This is a genomic window from Demequina rhizosphaerae (assembly GCF_000971255.1).
GTDB classification, from domain to species: domain Bacteria; phylum Actinomycetota; class Actinomycetes; order Actinomycetales; family Demequinaceae; genus Demequina; species Demequina rhizosphaerae.
Genome location: NZ_BBMC01000003.1, coordinates 301158 through 319345 on the forward strand (window position 1 = coordinate 301158; position 18188 = coordinate 319345).

Sequence of the window (18188 nt, forward strand, 5' to 3'; positions counted from 1 at the left end):
ACCCTTGGCGGGTGCTGACCGGACTGAGGAACCTCCTGCTGGCGGTCGCCGCGGGAGCCGGTCTCAACCTCGCCTTCCCGGACACGGGCTGGTGGTACCTCGCGCCCGTGTCGATCGCGGTGCTGTGGTGGACCCTCGAACGCGTCGGCGCGTGGGGCGGCTTCCTCCTCGGCTGGGCGTACGGCACCGCCTTCATGCTCACCCAGGTGTGGTGGGCGAACGTCGCCGTCGGCCTCGTCCCGTGGATCGCGCTGAGCGTCGCGGAGGGCCTCGCGTGGGCCCTCGTCGGCGCGGCCTGGGCGCACCTGCGACGGTCGGACATCCTCGAGGCGCACCGCTGGGCCGAGACCGTGATGTTCGCCGGCATCTGGGTCGCCGCGGAGCAGCTGCGCAGCATGGTGCCGTTCGGCGGCTTCCCGTGGGGCCGCGTCGGCTACGCCTTCGTCGATGCGCCGGTGGCGCGCCTCGCCTGGGCGGGCGGCGTGCCCCTGGTGTCCTTCGCCGTCGTGCTCGCGGGCGCCCTCCTCGGCCTCGCGTGGGAGTCCGCGCGCCTGCGCCGCGGCATCACGGCGGCCCTCGCCCCGGTGCTCGCCATCGCCGTCCTCGGCACGGGCTACCTCGTGCCTCTCGACAACCGCGCGCAGGAGGGGACGATGCGCGTGGGCGCCGTCCAGGGCAACGTCCCCGACCTCGGGCTGGAGGCGTTCTCGCAGGCGCGGCTCGTCACCGAGAACCATCTCGCGGAGACCCTGCGGATGGCCGAGGAGACGGCGGACAACCCCGTCGACCTCGTCGTATGGCCCGAGAACGCCGCCGACATCGACCCCCGCGTCGACGACCAGACCCTCGCGGCCGTCGAGGAGGCCCAGGACGCGACGGGGGCGCCCCTGCTGCTGGGGACGGTGGACTACACGCCGGTCGACGGTCGTTACAACACCATGCTCCTCTTCGGCGGCAGCGGCGCCATCCTCGACACGTACTCGAAGCAGCGCCCCGCGCCGTTCGCGGAGTACGTCCCGCTGCGCAGCATCGCCCGCCAGGTCGCGCCCGTGGTCGACCAGGTCACGGACATGCTGGCCGGCACCGGCGCCGCCGTCATGGAGGTGCCCGTCGCGTCGCTCGACCGTACCGTGAGGGTCGCGACGCCCATCTGCTTCGAGGTGGCCTACGACGCGATCGTCCGCGAGGCCGTCGCCAAGGGCGCCGAGCTCCTCATCGTGCCCACCAACAACGCGTCCTTCGGCCGCACCGCCGAGAGCACGCAGCAGCTCCAGATGACCCGCATGCGCGCGATCGAGACGGGACGCTGGGCGATCCAGATCTCCACGGTCGGCGTGAGCGCGGTGGTCGACCCCAGCGGTCGCGTCGTGGACGACACCGAGCTGTTCACCGCCGACCACCTCGTCGAGCGCGTCGGCCTGCGCAGCGAGCTCACGCCCGCGGTGCGGGTCGGCTGGTTCGTCGGCTGGGGCATGGTGATCGTGCCCACCGTGGTCGTCCTGCTCGCGGTCCGCCGCCGCATCGCCGAGAGGTACGACTGGTGACCCGCACGCTCGTCATCATCCCGACCTACGACGAGCGGGAGTCGCTGCCGCGCCAGCTCGACGCGGTCCACGCCGCCGCGCCCGACGTCGACGTCCTCGTGGTGGACGACGGCTCGCCCGACGGCACCGGCGACTGGGCCGAGGAGCGGTCGGCCGCCGACCACCGCGTCCACGTGCTGCGCCGCACCGCCAAGAACGGCCTCGGCGCCGCGTACCTCGCGGGCTTCGCGTGGGGGCTCGACCGCGGCTACGACCTGCTGTGCGAGATGGACGCCGACGGCTCGCACCGCGGTGTCGACCTGCCCGCGCTGCTCGAACGCGCATCGTCCGCGGACCTCGTCATCGGCTCGCGCTGGGTGCCCGGGGGAGAGGTGGTCAACTGGCCGCGCCACCGGCTGCTGCTGTCGACCGGCGCGAACACGTACGTGCGCCTCGCGCTCGGCCTGGGCGTGCACGATGCGACGGCGGGCTTCCGCGTCTACCGCGCCGCCATGCTGCGCCGGCTCGAGCTCGACGACGTCGAATCGCAGGGCTACTGCTTCCAGGTCGACATGGCGTGGCGCGTCGTGCGCGCCGGCGGCACCGTGGTCGAGGTGCCCATCACGTTCGTCGAGCGCGAGGTCGGCTCCTCCAAGATGAGCGGCGCGATCATCCGCGAGGCCCTCGTCAAGGTGACGGCCTGGGGCCTCGCGCACCGCGTGCACCAGCTCGCGGAGCTGCTCCCGGGCCGGACCCCGCGCCACGATTGACCGCGCCGCATCGTCCCTCGTAGCCTGGCGGTGACCCCTCGACGACGACGGGAGCCGCCATGGGCAGGGACGAGGACGCGAGGATCGCGCTGAACGACTTCGCCGGCGGGGGAGCGGTGCCGATGCACGTGGGCGACGGGCCCTGCGGGGTCACGGCCCATCCGGGCGCGACCGTGGTGCCGAGCTCGCTCAACCTCGCCGCGACGTTCGACGTCGCGCTCGCCGACGGGTACGGCACGCTGCTGGGCACCGAGTCCCGCGCGGCGGGTCGCAACGTCCTGCTCGCACCCGGGCTCGACATCGCCCGTGCACCCTGGGCGGGCCGGCTCGGCGAGGCGCTCGGCGAGGACCCGCTCCTCGCCGGCACGATCGGCGGCCACGTCGCGCGCGCGGTCCAGTCCTGCGGCGTCGTCTCGGTCCTCAAGCACTACCCGGCGTATCACTTCGAGCGCGGCCGCACGGGCGAGGGGCCCAAGCCCCTGCGCACGCCCGCCCGCGACGTGGTGATCGACGCGCGCACGCTGCACGAGCTCTATGTCGAGCCGTTCCGACGCGTCGTGCAGGACTACGGCGCGCAGGGGATGCTGTGCTGCTACAACCGCGTCAACGGCGAGTACCCGTCGCAGTCGCGAGAGCTCCAGCAGATCCCGCGCCGGCTGTGGGGCTTCACGGGGTTCACGGTGCCGGACCTGGTGTTCGCGGTGCGGGACGCGCGCGCCGCGCTGGCGGCGGGCCTCGACCTGCCCCGGCTCGCGATCGAGGCGCCCGAGGAGCTCGATCCGTACGCGCCCCGGACGGGCGCGATGGTGGACGAGGTTCCCGACGAGGCCCTGGCGGACATCGGCGCCCACGTGCGGGCCGCCGCGGACGCGGTCGGTCTGGAGCCGCCCGAGGCGGGCCTCGACCCCGACGCGATCGGCACCGCGGCGCACCTCGAGCTCGCCGAGCGGATCGCCGTCGAGAGCGCGATCCTGCTGGCGAACGACGGCGTGGTGCCGCTGGCGGGCGGCACCCGCGTCGCCCTCGTGGGCGCCGAGGACCTGGCCCACCGCATCGTCCTCGGCGGCGCCGCCAGCGTGGTCATCACCGACACGCGGCTCGCGCCGGTGCGGGACGCGCTCGAGGCGCAGGAGCTGACGGTGGTGGCGGAGGCCGAGGGCCTCCCCTCGGTGCCGGCGCCGCCGCTGCGGGCCGGCGACGGGGTCGCGCTGTCGTGCGTGCTCACCGATGCCGCGGGCGCCCGCGAGGTCGCGATCGACGAGGCGGTGCTGCCCGCCGACGCCGCGGACGCCGCCGCGCCGTGGGAGGCGACCCTCACCGCCTCGCTGCCGCCGACGGGCGGCGCCCAGGTGATCGCCGTCGAGTTCGCCGGCGAGGTCGAGCTGCTGGTCGACGGCGAGGCGGTCGCGCGGGGCTTCCGGGACGCGTCGCCGCTGCTCGGGGGCCCGCACTACGTCCTCGACGCCGTCCTGGCCGCCGCCGAGCGGCACCGGACGCTGGAGGTGCGCTACCGCACGGGCCCGGCCTTCGTCTCGCCGGGCGTCGGGCTCGTGCCGCACCTGTCCCTCGGTCTCGTGCCCGTCGATCCGGCGCTCGACGCCGCGGTGGCGGCCACGGCGGGCGCGGACGTCGCGGTGGTGATCGTTGGCCGTCCCACCGGCGGCGGCATGGATGCCGAGGACCTCGGGCTGCCGGCGGGCCAGGCGGCGCTGATCGAGGCGCTCTCCGCCACGGGCCTGCCCGTCGTCGCGGTGACGCACGGCTCGGGGCCCATCGACATGCCGTGGCGCGATCGCGTCGCCGCCGTGCTGCACCTGGGCTTGGCGGGCGAGCGGATGCCGCAGGCGCTCGCCGCCCTGCTGACGGGCGAGTCCGAGCCCGGCGGCCGGCTGCCGATGACCTGGCCCGACGGCCCGCCCGACGTGCCCCGGGAGGAGTTCGGCGAGAAGGACCGGTTCGTCTACGCGGAGGGCGTCGACATCGGCTACCGCGGGCACGAGCGCGCAGAGGTCGCGCCCGCGTTCTGGTTCGGTCACGGCCTGGGCTACGCGGACATCGGGCTCGTCGACGCGGTTGCCGCGGGCGAGGGCGTCGAGGTGGTGCTCAAGTGCGGGGACGGGCGGGGCGGCAAGGCCGTGGCACAGCTGTACGCGCGCCCGGCGGACGGGGCGACGCTCAAGCTCGTCGGGTTCGCCGTCGCGCGGCTCGCGGCCGGCGAGCGGCGGGCCGTGCGGATCCCCGTCGACCGCGACGCGCTCGCCACCTGGGACGGCGCGGTGATGACGGCGCCCGCGGGCGTGTACGCGGTTCACGTGGGCTTCTCGCGCGGCGACCTGCGCGCCGAGGTCTCCGTCACGCTGGCCTGACGCGTCCGGGCATGAAGAAGGGACCCCCGCCAGGGCGAGGGTCCCTTCGATTCGAGTCTTAGCGGCGGCTGGCGCGCAGCAGCTCGAGGCGCTCCTCGAGCAGCTCCTCCAGCTCCGGGATCGTCCGGCGCTCGAGCAGCATGTCCCAGTGGGTGCGCTGCGGCTTGACGTCCTTGGGCTCCGGGCGGTCGCCGTCCCGCAGGAGCGCGAGCGCTCCGCAGTGGCATTCCCACGAGAGGGGGACGTCGGCCTCGACCGAGAACGGCATCGCGACCACGTGACCGTTGGGGCAGTCGTAGTGGACCTCGACGCGCTCGGCGAGCTCGGCGTTGTGGATCGACTCCATCGACTGGGTGCCCAGTCGCATTCCTCGAAGCGCACGATCGGCCATGGGCGTCCTCCTTCCGGCAGGCGGGCGCCTGCACGCGGACATAACGAGCGTAGCGCGTGAGTTGTTCCTGGTTCTCGCCGGGAACGGGGCGTTTCGCCCGCGCTAGACGCGCGCGCCGACGAGCACCCGCGGCTCGGGCGCGGCAGGTGCGGGACGATGCGGCGGGCGGCCCGCGTACGCGCCGACGCCCACCGCGACGAGGATGAGCGCACCGCCGGCGAGCTGGAGCGGCGCGAGCGACTGTCCCAGCACCGCCCAGCCGAGCGTCCCGGCCGTGAGGGGCGTGAGGAAGCTCAGCAGGCTGACGCGGCTGGCCGGGAGCCGCAGGATGCCGGAGAACCAGGCGAGGTAGGCGAGCGCCGTGCCGGGGATCGCGAGCCACGCGTAGCCGAGCAGGTTCGCGGCCGTGAGGGCCGGCGGTGGGCCCTCGAGCACGAGCGTCGGGACCGCCAGCACGAGGCCCCCCGCGACCAGCTGCCAGCCCGTGAAGGCGAGGAGCGGCGCGGGACGGCCCCAACGCTTGGTGAGCAGCACGCCGGCAGCGGTCGCGGCGGCCGAGCCCAGGCCCGCGAGCACGCCCCACGCGTCGAGGCGCGCTCCCGGCGTGAGCACCAGCATGGCGACGCCGATCACTCCCGTGCCTGCGGCGATGCGCGCCAGGGGAGCGACCCTCTCGCCGAGGACGCCGCTCGCGAGGGCGGTGACGAGGAGCGGGTGGACGGCCGCGAGGGTCGCGGCGACCCCGCCGGGGAGCGGGTAGGCGGACACGAACATGAGGGCGAAGAACGCGCCGATGTTGAGGGTGCCGAGCACCGCCGCCCTCCACCACCAGCCGCCGCGGGGGAGGAGCCGCGTGACGGCCAGCAGGAGCAGGCCCGCGGGCAGGGCGCGCAGCGTCGCCGTGAGCAGCGGACGGTCGGGCGGGAGGAGCTCGGTGGTGACGAGGTACGAGGTGCCCCACGTGATCGGGGCGAGCGCGGTGAGCGCGAGCGTGCGGTTCATGCGATCCATCCATAAATCTTGATGTCAAGATATCAGACATATCTCGACGTCAAGATATTCCGCTGGCAGGATGGGCCCATGACGGGAGACCAGGGGCGGCGACGGGACGCGATCGACCGGATCCTCGACGAGTGGGCCCATGAGCGCCCGGACCTCGACGTGAGCGCGCTGGCGGTGATCGGCCGGCTGTCGCGCTACGCGGCGCTCGTCCAGGCCCGGCTCGACGCGGTGTTCGCTGAGCACGGCCTGCAGTCGTGGGAGTTCGACGTGCTGTCGGCGCTGCGGCGCTCGGGGTCGCCGTACGAGCTCACGCCGGGCGAGCTCGACCGGGCGCTGCTCATCACCTCGGGCACCACGACGCACCGGGTGCAGCGGCTCGAGGCCCGGGGCTTCGTCACGCGGCGTCGTGACGACGAGGATCGCCGCATCGTGCGGGTGCGGCTCACCGGGACGGGCCTGGCGGCGCACGAGGCCACGCATGACGCGCACGCCGCGAACGAGACGCGCATACTGGCGGGACTGGACCCCGGCGAACGCGACGCGTTGCTGGGAGGGCTCCAGGCGCTCGGGCGCGTCCTCGGGGACGCGACCGACGAGGCGACGGCCCTGGGAGGCGACGCGCGATGAGGTTCCTCATGAACGTGGTGCACGACAGCACCGAGCCGGCCACCGAGGACGAGATGGCGGCGATCGACGCGTTCAACGTCGTGATCGAGGCCTCCGGGCAACGCGTCATGGCCGCGGGCCTGGCGGCGCCCTCGGACAGCGCCGTCGTGGACGCCCGCGGCGCGCGCTCGTCGGTGACGCATGGTCCGGCCGTCGAGGCGGACGACTTCGTCGTGGGCTTCTGGGTGATCGACGCGCCCGACAAGGACGCGGCCATGCTGCTCGCGGCCGAGGCGTCGCAGGCGTGTCATCGCAGGATCGAGCTCAGGGCGTTCCTGTAGCGGCTCACCGGCCTTCTGGGCGGCCGCTTCCGCACGCATCGTCCCGTTCCCGCATAGCGCCGATAATGCGCATTATGTCAGGTTACGTGTGGAGGGCCCCGGAAGGGGCCTCCCCTCGACTGGTCGGCGTGCTCGTCCCCGTCGACGAGGCTGCCGGTCTCACGCGCGCTGCGGCGTCGCCCGTGACGGCCGGCGCGTCACGGCACGCGATCCGGACCGTCCCGAGGCTCGCGCCCGAACGCGCGTCGGAGCGCCCAGCCCGAGCCGGCCACCGTCGCGACCACGATGACGATCGCCTGGACGAGGTCGACCGCGCCGTCGCCGGTGCATGCCGGGTCGCCGGACGCGCACGACCGCTCCGACGCGAGCACGAACGCTAGACAGCCCGCCAGGGCGATCCCCAGCGCGGCGAGCAGCCATCCCCACCGCACCCTCATGCGGCACCTCCTGTCGCCACGTCGATGGTGCCGGCCGTCGCCTCGTCCACGAGCACGCGGTCGCCCACGGGCGCCGCGAGGCCGATCGTGAGGGCGACCTGGCAGTCGGTGCTCCACAGCGCGACCAGCGGCGCCTTCGCCCACGCGTGCACCCGTACCTCCGTGTCGGTCTCGACGACCGCACGCTCGGGCTCGAGGCCGCACGCGTCGCCGAGGAGCACGGTGAGCTCGCGGTCGTCGGCGGACACGTCCGCCTCCATGATCGGCAGGTCCCGCGTCCACCAGGGGCCGAGCAGGACCACCGCGGCGACGCCGAGCGCGGCGACGATGCCGAGGCCCATCTTGACCGCATCTCCCCTGGTCATGACCCCAGGATGCCCGGTGCCGCTCCCCCGCGCCAGCCCCTTCGGAGCACCGGGTTCCGGGGCGCGGCGCACCGGCGGCGGTACTCTCGGGCCACAGGCGCATCCGCGCGACGACGAGGATGGAGGGCCCGCGATGACCGAGGACGACACCCTGACGGACCGCACGGCGGACGTCGTCGACATCTCGTCCCGGTGGCGCGAGCTGGCCGCCACCTTCAGGTCCGCCCGCGTCGAGGCGGGCCGGGACGACCCGGCGCTCCTCGTCGACCGCAGCAGCGCCGTGGTCCTCACGGCGCCGCACGGCACCAAGCACTACCGCGCCGGCGCGATGAAGAGCGCCGACCTCCACACCGGCTCGCTCGCGCTGCTCGCGGGCGAGGTGGCGAACGTGTCGGCCGTGGTCTCCGCGGGCGCGCGCACCGCCTGGGAGACGTGGGACGAGCGGAACGACGCCTTCGCGCGCCACCTGCGGGAGCTGCCCGAGCGCGCGCGGATGCTCATCGACATCCACGGCATGGGCGACCACCACGGGCCCGACTTCTGCCTGGGCACCGGGCCGCACCCGGGCCCGCTCGAGAGCCTCGCGGTCGACATCCTGCGCGCCGAGCTCGATGGCTTCGAGGTCGCGGTGGACGCCCCCTTCGACGCCCGCCCGCACTACACGGTGACCAGCCTCGCGCAGCGCCACCTCGGCATGGCCGGGTTGCAGATCGAGGTCGCCGCACGCTGGCGCAGCCCGCATGACGAGGCGGCCGCGCCCGCGGCGGCCGCGCTCTCGCAGGCCCTCACCGCGGTCGAGGAGCAGGTCCGCGAGGCCGCCTGAGCCCGCGCTACCCTGCCCGGGTGACCTCCAGCAGCCTCCCGAGCACCATCGCCGCGCCCGTGGAGCACACGCTCGAGATCAAGAGGTCGGTCTTCCTCACGCATCTGGCGCCCGCGCGCACCGTCGAGGAGGCGGACGCGGTCATCGCGTCGATCCGCAAGCTCCGATGGGACGCTCGCCACCACTGCACGGCCCTGATCGTGGGCACCCACGCCGACCGGCAGCGCAGCAGCGACGACGGCGAGCCCGCCGGGACCGCGGGCGTGCCGATGCTCGAGGTGCTGCGCCGGCGCGAGATGACCGACGTGGTCGCCGTCGTGAGCCGCTGGTTCGGCGGCGTCCTCCTGGGCGCGGGCGGCCTCGTCCGCGCCTACGGCAACGCGGTCGCTGGGGCGCTCGACGAGGCCGCGATCGTCCACCGCGCCCTCCGCACCCACGTCTCCATGGACGTCCCGCACGCGGACGCGGGCCGCGTACTCGCCTTCCTCCACCAGTGGGTGGGGACCCACGATGCGGTGCTGGACTCCCCCGCCTACGGCCAGGCGGCCACGCTGTCCCTGTGGGTGCCGCAGGACCAGGTCGACGCGCTGAACGCCGACCTCGCGGCCCACACCGGCGGCGCGATCGCCACCGAAGCAGGCGAGATCCGGGTGGTCGACGTCCCGGCTCGATAGGGTGGGCTCCATGCGACGTGTGCTCCTGGTGATCCCGCTGCTCGCCATCGCCGCGTGCTCCCCCACGCCTCCCACCGACATGCCCGACGACGTCGCCGCGCAGTTCGAGGAGCTCGAGACCGCCGTCGAGGACTGGTCCGAGGCGGACACGATCGAGGACGCGCACGCCGCTGCGGAGGCCTCCCGCAACCTCATCATGGGTCCCGGCGGACCTCTCTACGGCGACGCCGACGCCGACGGCGAGATCGCCGGCGCCAGTGAGATGGGGCTGCTGCCCGGCGACGCCGGCGAGCCCGGCCTGGTCCACGACCCCGCCGTCAACCCGTGCGTCGAGCGCGACGTCCTGGGCGGCACGTGGGAGCGCCCGCAGGCGCGGTGGGCCGAGGTCATCGACGCGATCGGCGCGTGGACCGAGTCGAACAACACGTTCCCGTCGCTCGCGTCGCACCCGCAGCGCGTGGTGGGGTGGGCGACGCTCACGCTCGCTACCGACGACCTCGACACCGCGCTCGAGTACTCGAGCCACGCGCAGCTCCACGTCGACGTCACCCGCGCGGCCTACGAGGACTGCGACGCCTGACGTCCCCCCTGGCAGCGGCGCCTCCCGCCGCCCCCGGCGCGCCGCATCGTCCCGCCGTCGCACCCCCGTGGCAAAGTAACAAGATGTAACAAGGCGTCATCAGGAGGCGACGATGGTCAACCCCTTCAAGCCGACCGCGGGCGCGGTCCCTCCCCTGCTGGTGGGCCGCGCCGCGCTGCTCGCGGAGGTCGACGAGGGGATCCAGTCAGGGCCGGGCCACCCGGCGCGCATCACGATCTTCACCGGCGCCCGCGGCACCGGCAAGACGGTCATGCTCACCGAGTCGGGCGACCGCGCGATGACGCACGGCTGGCTCGTCATCGACGAGTCCGCCTCCCCCGGCATGCTCGCGCGCATCGGCGAGGCCGTCGACCGCCTGCTCGAGGGGGTGAGCCCGCGCGCCCGCCGCCGCATCACCGGGATGTCCATCGGCGGTATCGGCGGCGTCGAGACGGAGCTCACACCGCAGCTCGCCGAGGGCGTCCGCCACCGCATCGGCCGGCTGCTCGACACGCTCGAGGCGGACGGCACGGGCCTGCTCGTCACGGTCGACGAGGTGCACGCGCGCTCGGACGACCTGCGCGAGCTCGCCCTCATCACGCAGCACCTCGTGCGCGAGAACCGGGAGTTCGCCATCGTGATGGCGGGGCTGCCGTCGGCCGTCTCGGACCTGCTGCGCAGCGACGCGCAGGGCCGCGTGCTCACGTTCCTGCGCCGCGCGGACAAGCACGTGCTCGCCGACGTGGAGGTCGACGAGGTCCACGACGCGCTCGTGCAGACGGTCACGGAGAACGGCCGCACGATCGACGAGGACGCCGCGCGCGCGGCGGCCGAGGCCACGCACGGCTACCCGTTCCTCATCCAGCTCGTCGGCTTCCACGTCTGGCGCGCCGCGGGCGACGGCGATCGGATCACGCGGGACCACGTCTCGACGGGCGTCGAGGCGGCGCGCGAGAGGCTCGGCACGCTCGTGACCGAGACCGCCCTCGCGGACCTCTCCCCCCGCGACCTCGAGATGCTCCGCGCGATGGCGCTCGACGGCGGTCCCTCCCGCATGGTCGACCTCGCGGAGCGCACCGGCATGGCCCGCCAGAACGCCGACACCTACCGGCGCCGGCTGCTCGACGCGGGCGTGATCGTGCAGGTCGCCCGCGGCCAGGTGGACTTCGCGCTCCCCTACCTCAGGGAGCACCTGCGCGCAGGGCGCTGACGCCCGGCCCGCAGGTCCCGCGCTCGGTCAGCCGCGCCCGCCGGCCTCGTCGTGCGGCACCACGACGTCGTCGGCCGCCTCGCCCGCGTCCGGGTACAGCGCGAGCACCAGGCCGAGCGCGACGGCGAGCCCCACCAGCTGGGCGCCGATGAACGGCGCGACCGACGCGGGAGCGATGCCGGCGAACGTGTCCGAGAACACGCGCCCGATCGTCACCGCGGGGTTCGCGAACGACGTCGAGCTGGTGAACCAGTACGCCGCGCCGATGTACGCGCCCACGGCGGGGGCTGCCAGCGCGCCGCGACCCGAGCGGGCCAGCGCGAAGATGATGAGGACGAGGCCGGCCGTGGCGACCACCTCGGCGAGCAGGTGGGGTCCCGTCGCGCGGTCCTTGGTCGACAGCAGGGTGTCGACGTCGAACATGAGGTTCGCGAGCACGGCGCCCCCGATGCCGCCGACGATCTGGGCCGCCGAGTAGGCGCCCACCTCGCCCAGCGACAGCCCGTGACCCGAGCGGCGGCCGAGGAACCAGTCCGCGAGCGACACCACGGGGTTGAAGTGCGCACCCGACACCGGGCCGAACATGAGGATGAGGACCGTGAGGCCGAGGGCGGTCGCGATCGAGTTCTCGAGCAGCTGCAGCCCGACGTCGTCCGGCGACAGCTCGGCGGCGGCGATGCCGGAGCCCACGACCACGGTGACGAGCAGCGCGGTGCCGAGGAGCTCGGCGAGCAGGGCGCGCAGGCGCGCGGCGGTCATGCGGCGCCCAGGGCGCGCGAGACGCGGTCGAGGGCGCCGGGCACGAGCGCGTAGTACGCCCAGGTGCCGCGCTTCGTGCGGCTGAGGAAGCCCGCCTCCGTGAGCACCTTGAGGTGGTGCGACACCGTCGGCTGGCTCAGCCCCACCGGCTCGGTGAGGTCGCACACGCACGCCTCTCCCCCGGCGGACGCCGCGACCATGGACAGCAGACGCAGGCGCGTCGGGTCCGCCAGGGCCTTCATCGTGTGGGCCAGCTCCTCGGCGGCGCCCTCGGAGAGGGGCTCGCCGACCAGCGACGTGCCGCACGACGCGGTCACGTCCGTGATCTCGATCTCGGTCATGACATCGACGATAGTCGATATTGACAGATATCGATAGAGGCAGGCAGACTCGCTTCCCGATCCGCACCGACGACTCCGGGAGCCCCGATGACCCTGCTCGACCTGACCGCCCGCCCCGCCGCGCGGCTCGCGAACGCCCACCTGCCCGTCGCGGTCGTCGGCGCGGGCCCCGTCGGGCTGGCCGCGGCCGCCCACCTGCTGCGCCGCGGCATCGACTTCGTCGTGCTCGAGTCCGGCGACCAGGTGGGCGCGAGCATCCGTGCCTGGGGGCACACGCGCCTGTTCTCGCCGTGGCGCCACCTCGTGGACCCCGTGGCGCAGGAGCTCCTCGAGGCCACCGGGTGGACGCTCGCCCGCCCCGATCGGGCGCCCACGGGGCACGAGCTCGTCGCGGAGTACCTCGAGCCGCTGGCCGCCGTCCCCGGCATCGCCGAGCGGATCCGACTCGGCGTGCGCGTGACCGACGTCTCCCGCGACGCCATGGACCGCACTCGGACCCGAGGCAGGGCCGCGGCGCCGTTCGTCGTGCGCACCCGCGACGGCGAGGGAGACGTCGCGGACGCGACGTACCGGGCCGTCGTCGATGCCTCGGGCACCTACCTCTCGCCCAACTCCCTGTCCTCGAACGGCCTCGCCCTGCCGGGCCTCGACGCGGTCGCGGATCGCGTGCTGCCCGCGCTGCCCGACGTGCTCGGACGCGACCGCGCCACGTTCGCGGGCCGCCACACCACGGTCGTGGGCGCCGGGCACTCGGCCGCCAACACCGTGCTCGCGCTCGCCTCCCTCGCGCGGGACGAGCCCGGCACGCGCGTGACGTGGGCGATCCGCACCGCAAGCCCCGACCGCGTCACGGACTCGGACGCCGACGGCCTGCCGGGCCGCGCGTCGCTCGGCGCCCGGGCGCGGCGCGCCGTCGCCGACGGCCGCGTCGCGCTGCTCGACGGATTCGAGACCGTGGGCGTACGCCGCGAGGGCGACGCCCTCGAGCTCGTCGGCCGCCGGGGCGACGACCTCCGCGCGCACCGCACCGACCTCGTGGTGAACGCGACCGGCTTCCGCCCGGACCTCGCGCCCTACCGCGAGATCCGGCTCGACGTCGACGAGGTCGTCGAGGCGCCGCGACGGCTCGCGCCGCTCATCGACCCCAACGAGCACTCGTGCGGCACGGTCGCACCCCACGGCTACCGCGAGCTCGCGCACCCTGAGCAGGGGCTGTTCATCGTCGGCATGAAGTCGTACGGCCGCGCCCCGACGTTCCTGCTGAAGACCGGCTACGAGCAGGTCCGCTCGGTGGTCGCGTGGATCGACGGCGACGTCACCGCGGCCCAGGCGGTCGAGCTGGTGCTCCCGGCAACGGGTGTGTGCTCGACGGACGCGGGCGACTGCTGCTGACTACCGGTGACGGCGGCGGTGGTTCTGCACGGCCGTCGTGACGGTCCCGACGATCCCCGCCGCGAGCAGCACCAGCATGAGGTAGAAGCCGGGCGCGAAGGAGCTGGTGGACGTGGTGGCGGCGCTGAGGGTGACGGCCGCCGCGGTAGCGGTGAACATGAACTCTCCATCGAGTCGTTCCGCGAGGACCGATGGATCGCACCGGCCTCGCTGCCAGGTGGGGACCTGACCCCAGCCTAGCCCGCGGCGCGGGGCACGATGGACGCCTCTCCCGGGTGTCGCATCGTCCCCCGCGAGACGCCCGGACACGCGAAAGGGCCGCTCCCCTGCGATGGGGAGCGGCCCTCGTGACGCTGCGTCAGGCGGCGGCGATGGATTCCAGCTGGGTCGCCACGTTCGACGCCCACTCGCGCACCGCGGTGAAGTCGCGGAAGTCTCCCTTGGGCGGGTTGAGCGCGCGGATGAGGGCCTTCTCGCCGACGTTGAGCTTGTCCCAGTCGAGCGCGCCCGGGAAGCGGGCGTGGTCGTGGGCCTCGATGTCCGTGGCGAAGCCGTCGGCCTCGTCGAGCGGCTGGCCGGGCTGGACGACCGTCTCCATGCCGACCGAGAACATCCACACGTCCTTGTCGCGCAGCTCGTCGCGGTGGTCCCGCACGAGCGCGGAGGCGTCGCGGCGCCACAGCCCGCCGTACACGGCCGAGCCGAGGACGACCGCCTCGTAGTAGTGGATGCCCTGCACGTCGCACGCGTCCTGCAGGTCGACCTCGAACCCGTGAGCACGGATCTCCTCGGCGATTCGCTCCGCGACCTCGCGCGTGGCTCCGTACTTCGATCCGACCGCTACCAGCACCTTCATGGTGACCTCCTCCGGGGTGAACGGCACCATCGTCCCGTGACACGGCCTCGCGCCGACAGGACGATGGTCCCCGACCACCTGTCTATTCGACCACGAGCACCAGGTCGCCGCCCGCGAGGGACTGCGATCCGCCGATCGCGAGCCGTGCGACCGTGCCCGCCACGGGCGAGGTGATGGACGACTCCATCTTCATCGCCTCGATGACCGCGACCGTCTGGCCCGCCTCGACCTCGTCGCCCTCGGCGACGCGCGGCGTCACGAGGCCCGTGAACGGGGACGCGATGTGGCCCGGCTTGGTCGCGTCCGCCCGCTCGCGCTCGACCACGTCCACCTTCGCGGACAGGTCGCGCACCTGGATCGGGCGGATGCCGCCGTTGTAGTTGAAGATCACCGTGCGCTCGCCGTGCGAGTCCGGCTCGCCGACCGCCTCGATGGTGGCGATGATCTTGACGCCGCGGTGCAGCTCGATCACGGCCTCCTCGCCCGACCCGACGGACAGGCCGTACAGGTAGTGGAAGGTGTCGATCACCGAGATGTCGCCGTAGTTCTCGACCGCCTGGTCGAAGTCCTTGGCCGGCCCGGGGAACAGCAGGTGGTTGAGGCGACGGCGACGGTCCGTGCCCGGCGTGCCGAGCACCTCCCTGTCCTCGTCGGTCAGCTCGGCCATCTTGCGCTCGACGTCGCGGCCCTGGAGGGCCTTGGTGCGGAACGGCTCGGGCCAGCCGCCGGGCGGGTCGCCCAGCTCGCCGGCGAGGAAGCCGATGACGGAGTCGGGCAGGTCGTACTTGTCCGGGTTCTCCTCGAAGTCCGCCGGGTCCGCGTCGTTCGCGACGAGGTGCAGGGCCAGGTCGCCCACCACCTTCGACGACGGGGTCACCTTGACGAGGTTGCCGAGGATGCGGTTCGCGGCCGCGTACATGTCCTCGATGGCCTCGAACTTGTCCGCGAGGCCCAGCGAGATCGCCTGCTGGCGCAGGTTGGACAGCTGGCCGCCGGGGATCTCGTGGTGGTAGACGCGGCCGGTCGGGCCGGGCAGGCCGGACTCGAACGGCGCGTAGAGGCGGCGCACCGACTCCCAGTACGGCTCGAGGTCCTGCGCGGCCTTGAGCGACATGCCGGTGTCCCGGGTGGTGTGCTCGAGGGCGGCGATGAGCGCCGACATCGGCGGCTGCGAGGTGGTGCCGGCCATCGCCGCGCTGGCGACGTCGACCGCGTCGACGCCGGCCTCGGCGGCGGCGAGCAGCGTGCCGATCTGGCCGCCGGCGGTGTCGTGCGTGTGCAGGTGGACCGGCAGATCGAAGTTCGCGCGCAGCTGCGACACCAGGATCGCCGCGGCCGCGGGGCGCAGCAGACCCGCCATGTCCTTGATCGCGAGCATGTGGGCGCCCGCCTCGACCAGCTGCTCCGCGAGGCGCAGGTAGTAGTCGAGCGTGTACAGCGTCTCGGACGGCGAGATCATGTTGCCCGTGTAGCAGAGCGTGGCCTCGGCGACCGCGGTGCCGGTGCCGCGCACGGCCTCGATCGCGGGACGCATCTGCTCGACGTCGTTGAGCGCGTCGAAGATGCGGAAGATGTCGATGCCGGTGGCGGCCGCCTCCTCGACGAACGCCACGGCGACCTCGTCGGGGTATGGCGTGTAGCCGACCGTGTTGCGGCCGCGCAGCAGCATCTGGATCGCGATGTTCGGCATCTTCGCCCGGAGGTCCTCGAGGCGGATCCACGGGTCCTCGGACAGGAAGCGCATCGCGACGTCGTACGTCGCGCCGCCCCAGGCCTCCATCGACAGCAGCTCGGGGGTCATGCGCGACACGTGGCCGGCGGCCGCGAGCAGGTCGTACGTGCGCACGCGGGTCGCGAGCAGCGACTGGTGCGCGTCGCGCATCGTCGTCTCGGTGACGGCGAGGGCGTTCTGCTCGCGCAGCGCGCGGGCGAAGCCCTCGGGGCCGAGCTCGAGCAGGCGCTGGCGCGAGCCGGCGGGCGGCTCGGCCGACAGGTCGATGTCGGGAAGCTTGTCGCCGGGGCGCACGAAGACCTCGGCGTGCTCGCCGTAGGGGCGGTTCACGGTGGTGTGCCCCAGGAACGACAGCAGCTTGGTCGAGCGGTCCGGCGTGGTCGCGAGGTCGAGCAGCTCGGGGTGCGTCTCGATGAACGACGTGGTGAAGCCGCCCGCCTGGAAGTCGGGGTGCGCGAGCACGGTGCGCAGGAACTGGATGTTCGAGGTGACGCCGCGGATGCGGAACTCGGCGAGCGCGCGCAGCGCACGGCGGTTCGCGGTCGCGAAGTCGTGGCCGCGGCACGTGAGCTTGACGAGCATCGAGTCGAAGTGGCCGGTGATCTCGTTGCCGGCCATGCCGGTCGCGCCGTCGAGGCGGATGCCCGCGCCGCCCGGCGAGCGGTAGGCGACGATGCGGCCGGTGTCGGGCAGGAACCCGTTCGCCGGGTCCTCGGTGGTGATGCGGGTCTGGATCGCGAAGCCGGAGACGCGGATGTCTTCCTGGCGGATGCCCATGCCCTCGAGGGTCTCGCCGGCGGCGATGCGCAGCTGCGAGCTCACGAGGTCGACGCCGGTGACCTCCTCGGTCACGGTGTGCTCGACCTGGATGCGCGGGTTCATCTCGATGAACACGTGCTGGCCGGCGCGCTCGCCCTCGGTGGCGAGCAGGAACTCGACGGTGCCCGCGTTGACGTAGCCGAGGCTCTTGGCGAACTTGACCGCGTCCGCGCACAGCGCGTCGCGGATCGCCGGGTCGAGCGCGGGGGCCGGGGCGATCTCGACCACCTTCTGGTGGCGGCGCTGGAGCGAGCAGTCGCGCTCGAACAGGTGGACCACGTTTCCCTCGCCGTCGGCGAGGATCTGGACCTCGATGTGGCGCGGGCCGAGCACGGCCTGCTCCAGGAACACGGTGGGGTCGCCGAACGCGTTCTCGGCCTCGCGCATCGCGGCGGACAGCATCTCCACGAGGTCCTCGCGGCGCTCGACGCGACGCATGCCGCGCCCGCCGCCGCCGGCGACGGCCTTGACGAAGACGGGGTAGCCGATGCGGTCGGCCTCGCCCACGAGGAAGTCGACGTCGCGCGACGGCTCCGACGAGTCGAGGACCGGCACGCCCGCCTCGCGGGCGGCCTTGAGCGCCGCGACCTTGTCGCCGGCCTTGGCGAGCACCTCCGGCGGCGGACCCACGAACGTCACGCCCTCCTCGGCGCAGCGCTTCGCGAAGTCGACGTTCTCCGACAGGAAGCCGTAGCCCGGGTAGACGGCGTCCGCGCCGGCCTGCTTGGCCACGTCGAGGATCGCGTCGATGTCGAGGTAGGCCTTGACCGGGTGGCCCTTCTCACCGATCTGGTAGGACTCGTCCGCCTTGACGCGGTGCTCGGACATCCGGTCCTCGTAGGGGAACACGGCCACGGTGCCGGCGCCGTTCTCGACGGCGGCCCTGAAGGCACGGACGGCGATCTCTGCACGGTTGGCCACGAGGACTTTGGCGAACATCTGCTTCCCTTCGTCGTTGGGGGACATCCTGCCAGGTTTCGGGACGGCAGTCAGCCGCCGTCCACCTGGTGAGACGGGCCGTGTCGGGGCCCCGTGCGCACGCCACGGCGGCCGTCGCCTCGCGCGCCCGATCCGGGTCGGATCGCGGCCGGGAGACGCGGCGAAGGACGCCACCGGCGCGGCCCGCGTGGCAGCGCGCGGGGGCGGCCGCCCGCCCCGTGGGGACGGGATCGACGGCGTGGCGGGACGATGCGCGGGCACG

The 18188-nt window shown here is 73.7% G+C and carries 19 protein-coding genes; 10 read left to right on the forward strand and 9 right to left on the reverse strand.

Features of this window, described 5'->3' with window-relative positions; all coding sequences use genetic code 11:
* Window positions 1-11: 11 nt before the first annotated feature.
* Genes lnt through AOM07_RS05115 form a run of 3 tightly spaced genes read left to right on the forward strand, consistent with a single transcriptional unit; the run spans window position 12 to window position 4659 of the window.
* Window positions 12-1544: an apolipoprotein N-acyltransferase gene (gene lnt / locus AOM07_RS05105; protein ID WP_062311710.1), complete on the forward strand. Its 1533-nt coding sequence runs from the start codon at window positions 12-14 to the stop codon at window positions 1542-1544.
* Window positions 1538-2293, forward strand: coding sequence for a polyprenol monophosphomannose synthase (locus tag AOM07_RS05110; protein ID WP_062311932.1), 756 nt, complete (start codon window positions 1538-1540; stop codon window positions 2291-2293). Before lnt ends, AOM07_RS05110 begins: the two co-directional genes overlap by 7 nt.
* Window positions 2294-2352: 59 nt before the next feature.
* Window positions 2353-4659: a glycoside hydrolase family 3 protein gene (locus tag AOM07_RS05115; protein ID WP_062311711.1), complete on the forward strand. Its 2307-nt coding sequence runs from the start codon at window positions 2353-2355 to the stop codon at window positions 4657-4659.
* Between the two features lie 58 nt (window positions 4660-4717).
* Here AOM07_RS05115 and AOM07_RS05120 read toward each other — a convergent pair whose 3' ends face one another.
* Window positions 4718-5050, reverse strand: a complete 333-nt coding sequence (locus AOM07_RS05120; RefSeq protein ID WP_062311712.1) for an RNA polymerase-binding protein RbpA — start codon at window positions 5048-5050, stop codon at window positions 4718-4720.
* Window positions 5051-5152: 102 nt separating this feature from the next.
* On the reverse strand, window positions 5153-6052 hold the full coding sequence (locus tag AOM07_RS05125; RefSeq protein ID WP_084830115.1) for an EamA family transporter: 900 nt from the start codon (window positions 6050-6052) through the stop codon (window positions 5153-5155).
* A gap of 78 nt (window positions 6053-6130) precedes the next feature.
* Between AOM07_RS05125 and AOM07_RS05130 the strand changes: the two genes are divergently transcribed.
* Together AOM07_RS05130 and AOM07_RS05135 are read left to right on the forward strand one after the other, a co-directional pair.
* A complete protein-coding gene (locus tag AOM07_RS05130) occupies window positions 6131-6679 on the forward strand; it encodes a MarR family winged helix-turn-helix transcriptional regulator (protein WP_062311714.1) in 549 nt (182 codons plus the stop codon).
* Window positions 6676-6999 carry a YciI family protein gene (locus AOM07_RS05135; RefSeq protein WP_062311715.1) on the forward strand — a complete coding sequence of 108 codons (324 nt, stop codon included), beginning with the start codon at window positions 6676-6678 and terminating at the stop codon, window positions 6997-6999. Before AOM07_RS05130 ends, AOM07_RS05135 begins: the two co-directional genes overlap by 4 nt.
* 197 nt (window positions 7000-7196) lie before the next feature.
* On the opposite strand, the gene AOM07_RS05140 is transcribed toward AOM07_RS05135, so the two are convergent.
* The gene (locus AOM07_RS05140) at window positions 7197-7436 is read right to left on the reverse strand and encodes a hypothetical protein (RefSeq protein ID WP_062311716.1); all 240 of its coding nucleotides are present in this window, start codon (window positions 7434-7436) and stop codon (window positions 7197-7199) included.
* Window positions 7433-7801: a hypothetical protein gene (locus AOM07_RS05145; RefSeq protein WP_156171800.1), complete on the reverse strand. Its 369-nt coding sequence runs from the start codon at window positions 7799-7801 to the stop codon at window positions 7433-7435. Before AOM07_RS05145 ends, AOM07_RS05140 begins: the two co-directional genes overlap by 4 nt.
* A gap of 133 nt (window positions 7802-7934) precedes the next feature.
* Between AOM07_RS05145 and AOM07_RS05150 the strand changes: the two genes are divergently transcribed.
* The 4 genes from AOM07_RS05150 to AOM07_RS05165 all read left to right on the forward strand — a co-directional run bounded on the left by AOM07_RS05150 (window position 7935) and on the right by AOM07_RS05165 (window position 11088).
* Window positions 7935-8624, forward strand: coding sequence for an N-formylglutamate amidohydrolase (locus tag AOM07_RS05150; RefSeq protein ID WP_062311718.1), 690 nt, complete (start codon window positions 7935-7937; stop codon window positions 8622-8624).
* Window positions 8625-8644: 20 nt separating this feature from the next.
* Window positions 8645-9298, forward strand: coding sequence for an IMPACT family protein (locus tag AOM07_RS05155; protein ID WP_062311719.1), 654 nt, complete (start codon window positions 8645-8647; stop codon window positions 9296-9298).
* A gap of 10 nt (window positions 9299-9308) precedes the next feature.
* Window positions 9309-9878 carry a hypothetical protein gene (locus tag AOM07_RS05160; protein ID WP_156171801.1) on the forward strand — a complete coding sequence of 190 codons (570 nt, stop codon included), beginning with the start codon at window positions 9309-9311 and terminating at the stop codon, window positions 9876-9878.
* A gap of 112 nt (window positions 9879-9990) precedes the next feature.
* Window positions 9991-11088, forward strand: coding sequence for an ATP-binding protein (locus tag AOM07_RS05165; RefSeq protein ID WP_062311721.1), 1098 nt, complete (start codon window positions 9991-9993; stop codon window positions 11086-11088).
* Window positions 11089-11115: 27 nt separating this feature from the next.
* Here AOM07_RS05165 and AOM07_RS05170 read toward each other — a convergent pair whose 3' ends face one another.
* A complete protein-coding gene (locus tag AOM07_RS05170) occupies window positions 11116-11847 on the reverse strand; it encodes an aquaporin (RefSeq protein ID WP_062311722.1) in 732 nt (243 codons plus the stop codon).
* Entirely contained in the window at window positions 11844-12188 is a 345-nt protein-coding gene (locus tag AOM07_RS05175) for an ArsR/SmtB family transcription factor (protein WP_062311723.1), read from the reverse strand. The genes AOM07_RS05170 and AOM07_RS05175 overlap by 4 nt, the downstream gene beginning before the upstream one ends.
* Before the next feature lie 87 nt (window positions 12189-12275).
* Here AOM07_RS05175 and AOM07_RS05180 point away from each other — a divergent pair, with 87 nt between their 5' ends.
* A complete protein-coding gene (locus AOM07_RS05180) occupies window positions 12276-13580 on the forward strand; it encodes an FAD-dependent oxidoreductase (RefSeq protein WP_062311724.1) in 1305 nt (434 codons plus the stop codon).
* Here the strand turns inward: AOM07_RS05180 and AOM07_RS14655 are convergent, their stop codons facing one another.
* From AOM07_RS14655 to AOM07_RS05190, 3 genes are all read right to left on the reverse strand, one after another.
* Window positions 13581-13739: a hypothetical protein gene (locus AOM07_RS14655; RefSeq protein ID WP_156165558.1), complete on the reverse strand. Its 159-nt coding sequence runs from the start codon at window positions 13737-13739 to the stop codon at window positions 13581-13583. It lies immediately after the preceding gene.
* A gap of 199 nt (window positions 13740-13938) precedes the next feature.
* On the reverse strand, window positions 13939-14436 hold the full coding sequence (locus AOM07_RS05185) for a flavodoxin domain-containing protein (protein ID WP_169748131.1): 498 nt from the start codon (window positions 14434-14436) through the stop codon (window positions 13939-13941).
* 82 nt (window positions 14437-14518) lie between these two features.
* Window positions 14519-17953 (reverse strand): pyruvate carboxylase, encoded by a 3435-nt coding sequence (locus AOM07_RS05190; RefSeq protein WP_439644862.1) that lies wholly within the window; start codon window positions 17951-17953, stop codon window positions 14519-14521.
* Window positions 17954-18188: the final 235 nt, after the last annotated feature.

What these genes read in the sequence shown, in the direction of transcription:
- AOM07_RS05185 (WP_169748131.1), bottom strand. Translation starts at nt 14,436, where the DNA reads ATGAAGGTGCTGGTAGCGGTCGGATCGAAGTACGGAGCCACGCGCGAG.
- AOM07_RS05145 (WP_156171800.1), bottom strand. Translation starts at nt 7,801, where the DNA reads ATGACCAGGGGAGATGCGGTCAAGATGGGCCTCGGCATCGTCGCCGCG.
- AOM07_RS05175 (WP_062311723.1), bottom strand. Translation starts at nt 12,188, where the DNA reads ATGACCGAGATCGAGATCACGGACGTGACCGCGTCGTGCGGCACGTCG.
- AOM07_RS05150 (WP_062311718.1), top strand. Translation starts at nt 7,935, where the DNA reads ATGACCGAGGACGACACCCTGACGGACCGCACGGCGGACGTCGTCGAC.
- AOM07_RS05125 (WP_084830115.1), bottom strand. Translation starts at nt 6,052, where the DNA reads ATGAACCGCACGCTCGCGCTCACCGCGCTCGCCCCGATCACGTGGGGC.
- AOM07_RS05190 (WP_439644862.1), bottom strand. Translation starts at nt 17,953, where the DNA reads ATGTCCCCCAACGACGAAGGGAAGCAGATGTTCGCCAAAGTCCTCGTG.
- AOM07_RS05165 (WP_062311721.1), top strand. Translation starts at nt 9,991, where the DNA reads ATGGTCAACCCCTTCAAGCCGACCGCGGGCGCGGTCCCTCCCCTGCTG.
- AOM07_RS05130 (WP_062311714.1), top strand. Translation starts at nt 6,131, where the DNA reads ATGACGGGAGACCAGGGGCGGCGACGGGACGCGATCGACCGGATCCTC.
- AOM07_RS05140 (WP_062311716.1), bottom strand. Translation starts at nt 7,436, where the DNA reads ATGAGGGTGCGGTGGGGATGGCTGCTCGCCGCGCTGGGGATCGCCCTG.
- AOM07_RS05170 (WP_062311722.1), bottom strand. Translation starts at nt 11,847, where the DNA reads ATGACCGCCGCGCGCCTGCGCGCCCTGCTCGCCGAGCTCCTCGGCACC.
- AOM07_RS05160 (WP_156171801.1), top strand. Translation starts at nt 9,309, where the DNA reads ATGCGACGTGTGCTCCTGGTGATCCCGCTGCTCGCCATCGCCGCGTGC.
- AOM07_RS14655 (WP_156165558.1), bottom strand. Translation starts at nt 13,739, where the DNA reads ATGTTCACCGCTACCGCGGCGGCCGTCACCCTCAGCGCCGCCACCACG.
- AOM07_RS05115 (WP_062311711.1), top strand. Translation starts at nt 2,353, where the DNA reads ATGGGCAGGGACGAGGACGCGAGGATCGCGCTGAACGACTTCGCCGGC.
- AOM07_RS05135 (WP_062311715.1), top strand. Translation starts at nt 6,676, where the DNA reads ATGAGGTTCCTCATGAACGTGGTGCACGACAGCACCGAGCCGGCCACC.
- AOM07_RS05120 (WP_062311712.1), bottom strand. Translation starts at nt 5,050, where the DNA reads ATGGCCGATCGTGCGCTTCGAGGAATGCGACTGGGCACCCAGTCGATG.
- AOM07_RS05180 (WP_062311724.1), top strand. Translation starts at nt 12,276, where the DNA reads ATGACCCTGCTCGACCTGACCGCCCGCCCCGCCGCGCGGCTCGCGAAC.